Genomic DNA, 7,382 nt, shown 5'->3' with positions numbered 1-7,382 from the left:
CTCAGATTCTTTGATCATGCTGACAATTTGGGTTTCGGTGAACTTGCTTTTTCTCATCGTAAATTTTCCTATTTTAGTTAATGGAAAATTCTACTTATGAACTGTTTCATTTTTTGGGGGAGTTACAAGCTGAAGTAGGTTATAAGCTGTTTTAAAAGAAATTATTTTGGAATAGTCATAAAAAAGGCGCTGAATGCGCCTTTAGTGTCTTGATTTTTGAGGGGACGAGTTGTGGCCCCGCACTTTATAAGTACATATTCCTAAGTAACAAAAAATGTCGCCCAGCACTTTATAAGTGCATATTACTAAATTACAAAAAATGTCGCCTAGCAATATAGTTTCATACCGAGTGGGGCTATAGGGCCTGTGTTTTGGTTTGAAAATTTTAGGCTGTAAAAATAGAGTTTCACACTCAGTTTCAAAGCTAGCTGAGAACCACCTAAATATTCAGTAATAAAGTTACATACTGAGTGTTAACTTTGCTTTTGTCTTAACCACTCAAAGAGTTCGAGACCGGCTCTTTTCAACTGAGGAGCCAAATATTTTATTACTTCGGAGTTGCTTTAAACAAAGATTCGACACCTTTATCAAAACGGGTAACTCTCAATTTTTCAAATCGAAATGTCAGATCTTGCTGAACTAATTCACTTTAACTTATCATGCAGTCGCCGATAGGCAAAAAATTAAGAATTAGGAAAGTGACAATAAAGGCCGACAAACGCGGCTTTCATTGCCTAATTTAAATAGCTATAACCTTCATGTTTTGGCTTGGAAGTTAGAAATGAGAAACCCAAGAAACATGTTTATTTTCTTCAGTACTTTTACTATTCTCAGAAGCTTCTCTAATAGCATTTCCAGCCAAGATGCCTGTGGCTGCTGAGTGAACAATTCCTTGGCTCCAACCACTGCCATCGCCAATAACGTATAGATTAGCAACGCTCGTCTCCATAGTTGAAGCATTCGCTTTTATAGTACTCATCCACCATTCTACTACAGGTGCATATAAAACGGTTTCCCTATGCTTTATGGCTGGAGTTAGCTTATTGAGCTCCTCAAGCATATTCACGATAGGAGCACATACGTTGCCCGGTAGCAGTTCCCATAAATTTGATGCTTTAACTTTTTTACAGCTCAATGGCACCTTTGCAATGGCATCTTCACTACTCTTTTCACGAGCCAAAAAGTTTGATACAAGTTGTACCGCAAGTTTATCTCCGCAGCTTTCACTAAACGGTTCTAGTAAGGACTCGACACCACCTGTTTTCTGGTCTACGTCAAACCGAGAACGAATACCATTCCATACCAGTGAAAAACCACTACGACCCGAACGCCGATTATAGTATTGATGCCCTCCTGCCAGCATATAATTTCCATATTTAACAGGAACAACTTCCCCGTTATTGGAAGCACAGTGGGTTTTTATATAACTTCCACCTGGTAGCTCCAACTTAATTTTTGGGTCTGCTGACTTATTAAAAAGCGGTTCCAGTAGCTTTGAGTTGCACTCAAGTCGAACACCTACATTCATCAAGTTCGAAGCTGATTCAACTCCCATTGACTCACATAGTTCTCTTTGCTGATTTGCACCAACCTTGCCCATTGCCAGAATAACGAAATCAGCTTTAATGTTTATTTCATTGGACAGATTTACAAGTGTAGCTTGAAACCCCGAAGATACTTTTTCTATCTTAGTTAATGTTGTATCGTGCAATATTGATACACCATCACTTTTCAACTTATTGACTAAACTTTCAATTAGCTTCGCACCACGATCTGTGCCAATATTAAGAACGCGGTACGACTTTTCCTGTAATACACACTCTTCTAGCTTCTCGTATTCACCACTTGTAAAATAGCCCTTAGTTTCTTTTAGCTCCGGCATTAACTCCACAAACAAGGCCTCTATTGATTCTTCTAGTTCTCGCCTTTGCTCGTCATTCAAAAACTTCTGAAGGTAGCCTCCCGCTCGCAAGTCTAGGCACAGTTTCCCATCAGAATATAATCCGGCTCCCCCAACACCTGAAGCTAGATCGGCGGGGTCATCATGCTCTCTTTCTGAAATACATTTCCCTTTGTCAACCAATATAACATTCGCTACTGAGGTCAATTGCATCGCAGCAAATAGGCCTGCTGGTCCAGCCCCAACAACTAATACAGTTGGGTTTGTATCTTTTAGTTTCATATTTACTTCAACAATATAGGCTTAACGAGCTTCTCAAACATTTCAATTTCATTTCGATTTTGCTGTATTCTTCGCTGTAAATCTTCGTACTTAGAGCTGTACTGTTCTTTACTAACTAGGGAGTTCGATTGCGCTATTAGCATTTCATTTTCTTTTCTGATTTTGGCAATTTCGCTCTGCACTTCGACCAAGCTTACTGAGTTTATAGACAATGTAGTTCTCATTTCATCATACATTTTTGCCATCATAGCTACTTGCAAACTGTGCCCCATGTTCCCAAAACTAAGCTTACCTTCCAATGAATCAAGCTTTGTTTTATTACCCTCATTTTTAAGCTCTACATCTTTCAAACTTTTATTGAGTTCAATGAGCTGTTGTTTCATAGCAATAATACTATTTTCATTGATATTCGTCGGACCGAAATAAGTAAACACCGAAGGAGCAATCACCCCTAAAAAAGCAACCACTAAACCAATAATTCCGTAGTTGCGAATTTTTGCATTAACTCGCTCCACTCTCTTATCGATATCAGCTTTCAATTGTGCATTACTACTGTTAACGTGTTCCGTCAGAACATTTTTTAACGGCTTACCTTTTATATCACCTTGATACGGCCGCTTTGATACAGCTTGCATTCGTACAAGCTCTAACCTCAATATTTCGCTACCTACTTTCAACGCTATATCGTTGGCTGAGAGGTTAAATAACAAAGCAAAAATATTCCCTTTATATCCAGCATCAATTTGACTTTGGGCAGACATCATTAATCCTTTCAATGTCAAATCTAGCTTCAAACTCAAGTGTCCAACCAAATCTTCAGGTAAATCTAAAGTTTCTTCGATCGAGACATAAATAGCTTGGTGTGGAGGGATAATAATTACTCCACTCTCTTTCTTCTTCATATCTGAAATACGGATCGATGCATCCGAAATGATATTTTGTTCTTTGTATAAATAGTAGGTCGTTCCAAGTCGCAAATCATAGCTTGCACTCTTTACATGCTTAGGATCTGCCCCTAGTATCACATTTTTGCACGGTTTATCGTTGCCTAGTAGGGCGTGTATTTCTTGATGTGGAAGAACCCCATATACAGTTTCATTCATTTATCATCACTCTTTCCATTCTCTTTTATAATTCCGTGCAAGTTTGCTCTTTACCGCTAAGTCAAGGTCAATATCTGCTACATTAGCCAGCTGAACTACATACATCAGAATATCAGCCAATTCATCAGCCACATCTGCTTTGTTTGCTTGGTTTTTCCATTGATAACACTGCAGTAATTCAGACGCTTCTATACATACAGATTTAGCTAACGATTCTTCCGTTTGAGGCTTTATACTTTCATTAGAATACCAGCCTTTTGCATCGACAAACTCATGCATGCATTTCATTAGTTCAATTAAAGTCATATAAATTACCTTTCAGCCAAAATTTCGGGCGAACAACTAAATAACAATGTTTCTAGAGCATAAAATGAATTAACTCAACGATGTTTAAAATTGTTTCCATCAAGCTCCATTGTCTGAAGTATTGTTAATATATTAATTAAAGCATCCGCTCGCCCATGATTACCTCTGCAAAAGTCACTTACTGCACGCCAAACCTTTTCAGATACACAATTATAGTTATCTTTACGATAGCTTTCGATAACCAGCATTACTTTCCTAGGATTCTTACCAAATCTTTTCAACTTACCTTTTGACCAGTCAGAGATTTGCGATTGAGAAACACCTGACTGCTTGGAAAGCTGGTTCTGGCTTACTCCAGAGTGTTTCAAGAACTCCTTTAATTCATTACAAAAAGTATCAACTTCCAATTAACAAACCTATCGATTTTAATCTGTTTAAATGCTATTATACAGATAATTTCAGATAACCAAAATACCAAGTTTGTTCTATAATAAACTTGAACCATAGGAAACATGTTATGCAACAGACGCAAACAGCATTCATAGCAGCTGGACGTAGTTTGTTCCAAGTTGAGCTACCACACGAAAATGACGAGGTCCTTCCAAATGTGAAATGGGGCTGCGTAGCTGGCTTTCCGTCAGTTTCCTATTGGTTATACAGAGTATTTGAGCGTCGGCTTACAAATACTTCTTTGAATTACAAGCTTGGTAAATCTCTACTGGAGGAAGTAGGAGCTTGCTTACTTGGTGGGCATGGTATTCCAGCAGAAAAAGGGCTCGCGGCTTATGAGCACATGAAATCAAAAGGCGCATTTAATGGCAGCCCCTATACCACTGAACAGCTCCAAGATTGGCTTTCTGAACCTATAGAGTTTGAAGGGAAGACATTCCGATACAGATTTTCAAAACAAAAGGCCAAATACCTTAACTCTGCGATCAAAAATATTATCGACGACACACCACCTACAGAGTCAGGCAAAGAGTTAAGAAATTGGCTAACCAAAATAAATGGAATTGGTCTAAAGACCGCCTCGTGGATAGCGCGAAATTGGCTAGATGCTGATGATGTTGCAATTCTCGATATACATATCTATCGCGCAGGAATTCTAGGGGGGTTTTTTAAAGACAACCTCACTGTTGAGAGACATTACCTAGAACTAGAAGAACAATTTCTGGCCCTAGCTAATTCAATGGACGTAAGAGCATCGGAATTGGACGCGCTAATGTGGTTTGAAATGCAGGAATCTACTACTATTCTCAAGCAACTCGAATTCAGAAATGAAGCTTTAAAAGTGGAAGCTCCTATTTCAACTTCAAAATTTTCCACCAACAATCGCAGTACCAACACCCAGCAACTTGCTTTGCTCTGATAGACAGGTTACGTACTGGGAACCATTAGCACCTAAAGTACAAAAAGACATGTTTAAATATTCAGACACTAACGATTGAATCGCAGAAAGCCCTCCTGATTCTCTAAAAGCAAGCGTTTCAGGGAATTCGTACTTACATGCCAATCTTTCAAAATCACATACATACCAAATCAGATATCCTGCTTTACCATTTCCTAAAATGTTAAAACAGCTTTCTTTAAATTTCTGGAGTTCCTCACGATCGGCAACACTAATCTCATCAAGGGTATGCCGCTTTGAGTTATAGATGTACCAGTTTCTTGAAAAGTTGTCAGATACAATAACATCTATCGAATGTAGGGCTCCCGCAGATGGGTAATTCCTTTTCTCATAAACTAAGCCTAATTCACCCCGTTCTGATGATCTAGTACGGCAAGATAAATAAAGGAATCCTCCCAGGTCACTTATTGACATTGGAGCAAACTCTCTCGTTGAATGCCGATTTTCGAGCACGTCTAAAAAGCTTATTTTTTGCTCGTTAGGATAGGCTAGCTCAATAGAGTTACGTACTTTGTATGCAACACGCTCTTTGATTGAAGTTACAAGCTTTATTTTAGGGTCTTTATAAATTGCCATATTTTCCCAGCTTTTCCATAACATAATAGTGCTTATTGCACCCTCTACATCCTAAGCAAGGTAAATCAGCTTTGTGGCAAGAGTGGCTCCACGCAAGCAAACTAAATGGTATACCCGATCTTTCGATAAGTTCTGCTGTACTCGTATTCATTGCTGGAGCAGTAACCGATAGACCACCTTCTTGCATTGATATCAGAGAATTGATTTTATCAATAAAGCTAGCGCTCCCATCCACATGATATGAATCAGAAGAAACGGTCCCAATTACTAATTCTGAGCACCCCAACACAACAGCTTTCATCGCACACATTGTTATCAATAACTGATTTCTAAATGGCCACCAGTCGCTTTCAGGAGCCACCTCTAGCGCATGCGAACCAACGAGATCGCCACTGCCTATACTAGAACAATCGATATCAATTTTAATCAAATCGATATCGAGCTCTTCGCAAATTGCCTGAGCAGCGACTCTCTCGGCTCTGGCTGCTTTTTGACCATAGTCAATGTTGAATGCGACTCTCGGCCTTAACATGTAAGCAAGGGCAGTTGAATCTAAGCCTCCTGACAGTAACAAACCTTTCATGATGACAACCAAGACAGACTGTAAACTGAAGAAGCAAAATCTTGAAATATTTTACAGTTAGAGCCTTCGTACATCTTCAACTCCTCGTCTTTGGGGTTTTCAGCTAAGATCACAACTGGTTTATCAATGCTGCGTGCATACCCAACTTCGAAAAGGGTTCCTGGATCTGTGCCATTAAAAATAGCGTAAATAGCATCACAGTCATGGATAGCATCAATGTCTTTTTGAACCACTTCTTCAGCCGTTCCAATTCCTATTTCGTGATAAGGAGAAAATACCTCCATCCCAAAAGCCTCTATATGGAACTTAGCTTCGTTCACCATCCAAAGTTCAGACAATGTAAAAAATGGACCTGCTAAATAAACTCTCTGCCTTTTCACATCCAGTATGGGTTCCAGTGATTGTGCAAAAAACTCTAATCCCTCGGCAGAATTCATAGTTTTATGAGATACGTAGTACGCAGCAGCTACACTCGCCATTTTTGTAGCGTCAAATACATTTAAGCCTTGTACAAGCCAAAAGTATGAAAAAGCAGCTACAAAGGAATCTCCAGATCCGATTGGAAAAACAGATTGAGTTTTATATGGTGAAACCCACTTATCTTGTTCATTTGCTAAAATGTAAGCACCACGTTCACCACATTTAACAATGACTACCTCAGCCTGCTCTTTATCTTGAAGCCATTTAGCCATATCAGGTATTTGCTCATCTGTTTCATTTTCCGCTTTAAATAAGGTACTTAGTTCACTTCTATTGATGATGTAAACTAGCCTTTCAGCTGAGCTATTCGTTTCTGAAAATAAGATTGGACTATATGTGTTCTGAGGATCATAAATTACAACAGAAGCTGAAATAACAGGTATGTAATCTACCATTCCAAACAAAATGACTGCATCACCGTTGAGAGAGCCGACTTGAAAATCAGGTCTTTTAGCATCAACTTTATTTGGAGTGATTGTGGGTTCTGAAAGTGGGTGGAAATAATCAAACCGTGTGGTAAATCTACTTTCCCTAATTTTCAAATGGCAATTTCTGTTAAAAGCGAATACTTCTTGAACCTTGGTGTGGTCACCTAGCTCTAGTATGCTATGTAAGCAAACATTGATACCACAATCTAATTGACTTAAACATAGTGCAGCTCTGCCAGCTGATCCTAAAAGAGCTTCATGTTCTGGCCAAGAGCAAAACTCATGGTATACACCACCAACAACATCGATGTTCATA

At 38.9% G+C, this 7,382-nt stretch carries 8 protein-coding genes; 1 reads left to right on the top strand and 7 read right to left on the bottom strand.

All coding sequences use genetic code 11. The annotated features are described in order from the left end of the window. Window positions 1–775: 775 nt before the first annotated feature. The 4 genes from L1271_RS19120 to L1271_RS19105 all read right to left on the bottom strand — a co-directional run bounded on the left by L1271_RS19120 (window position 776) and on the right by L1271_RS19105 (window position 3,998). Window positions 776–2,182, bottom strand: a complete 1,407-nt coding sequence (locus tag L1271_RS19120) for a hypothetical protein (RefSeq protein WP_235368560.1) — start codon at window positions 2,180–2,182, stop codon at window positions 776–778. 2 nt (window positions 2,183–2,184) lie between these two features. After that, window positions 2,185–3,285: a dCTP deaminase domain-containing protein gene (locus L1271_RS19115; RefSeq protein WP_235368559.1), complete on the bottom strand. Its 1,101-nt coding sequence runs from the start codon at window positions 3,283–3,285 to the stop codon at window positions 2,185–2,187. Window positions 3,286–3,291: 6 nt separating this feature from the next. Beyond that, complete coding sequence (locus tag L1271_RS19110) at window positions 3,292–3,591, bottom strand: MazG-like family protein (protein WP_235368558.1); 300 nt, start codon at window positions 3,589–3,591, stop codon at window positions 3,292–3,294. Between the two features lie 74 nt (window positions 3,592–3,665). After that, complete coding sequence (locus L1271_RS19105) at window positions 3,666–3,998, bottom strand: helix-turn-helix domain-containing protein (RefSeq protein ID WP_235368557.1); 333 nt, start codon at window positions 3,996–3,998, stop codon at window positions 3,666–3,668. A 110-nt stretch (window positions 3,999–4,108) separates the two neighbouring features. Here L1271_RS19105 and L1271_RS19100 point away from each other — a divergent pair, with 110 nt between their 5' ends. Next, window positions 4,109–4,960, top strand: coding sequence for an 8-oxoguanine DNA glycosylase (locus tag L1271_RS19100; RefSeq protein WP_235368556.1), 852 nt, complete (start codon window positions 4,109–4,111; stop codon window positions 4,958–4,960). Here the strand turns inward: L1271_RS19100 and L1271_RS19095 are convergent. From L1271_RS19095 to L1271_RS19085, 3 genes are read right to left on the bottom strand one after another with little or no spacing between them, the layout of a single operon-like run. Then, the gene (locus L1271_RS19095) at window positions 4,904–5,575 is read right to left on the bottom strand and encodes a hypothetical protein (RefSeq protein WP_235368555.1); all 672 of its coding nucleotides are present in this window, start codon (window positions 5,573–5,575) and stop codon (window positions 4,904–4,906) included. The two genes, L1271_RS19100 and L1271_RS19095, sit on opposite strands and share 57 nt — an antisense overlap. After that, entirely contained in the window at window positions 5,562–6,158 is a 597-nt protein-coding gene (locus tag L1271_RS19090; protein ID WP_235368554.1) for a 7-cyano-7-deazaguanine synthase, read from the bottom strand. Before L1271_RS19090 ends, L1271_RS19095 begins: the two co-directional genes overlap by 14 nt. Continuing rightward, window positions 6,155–7,381, bottom strand: a complete 1,227-nt coding sequence (locus L1271_RS19085) for a PfkB family carbohydrate kinase (RefSeq protein ID WP_235368553.1) — start codon at window positions 7,379–7,381, stop codon at window positions 6,155–6,157. Before L1271_RS19085 ends, L1271_RS19090 begins: the two co-directional genes overlap by 4 nt. Window position 7,382: the final 1 nt, after the last annotated feature.

The organism is Pseudoalteromonas sp. OF5H-5, assembly GCF_021530695.1.
Taxonomy (GTDB): Bacteria; Pseudomonadota; Gammaproteobacteria; order Enterobacterales; family Alteromonadaceae; genus Pseudoalteromonas.
This window is presented reverse-complemented; position numbering and strand designations above follow the sequence as displayed.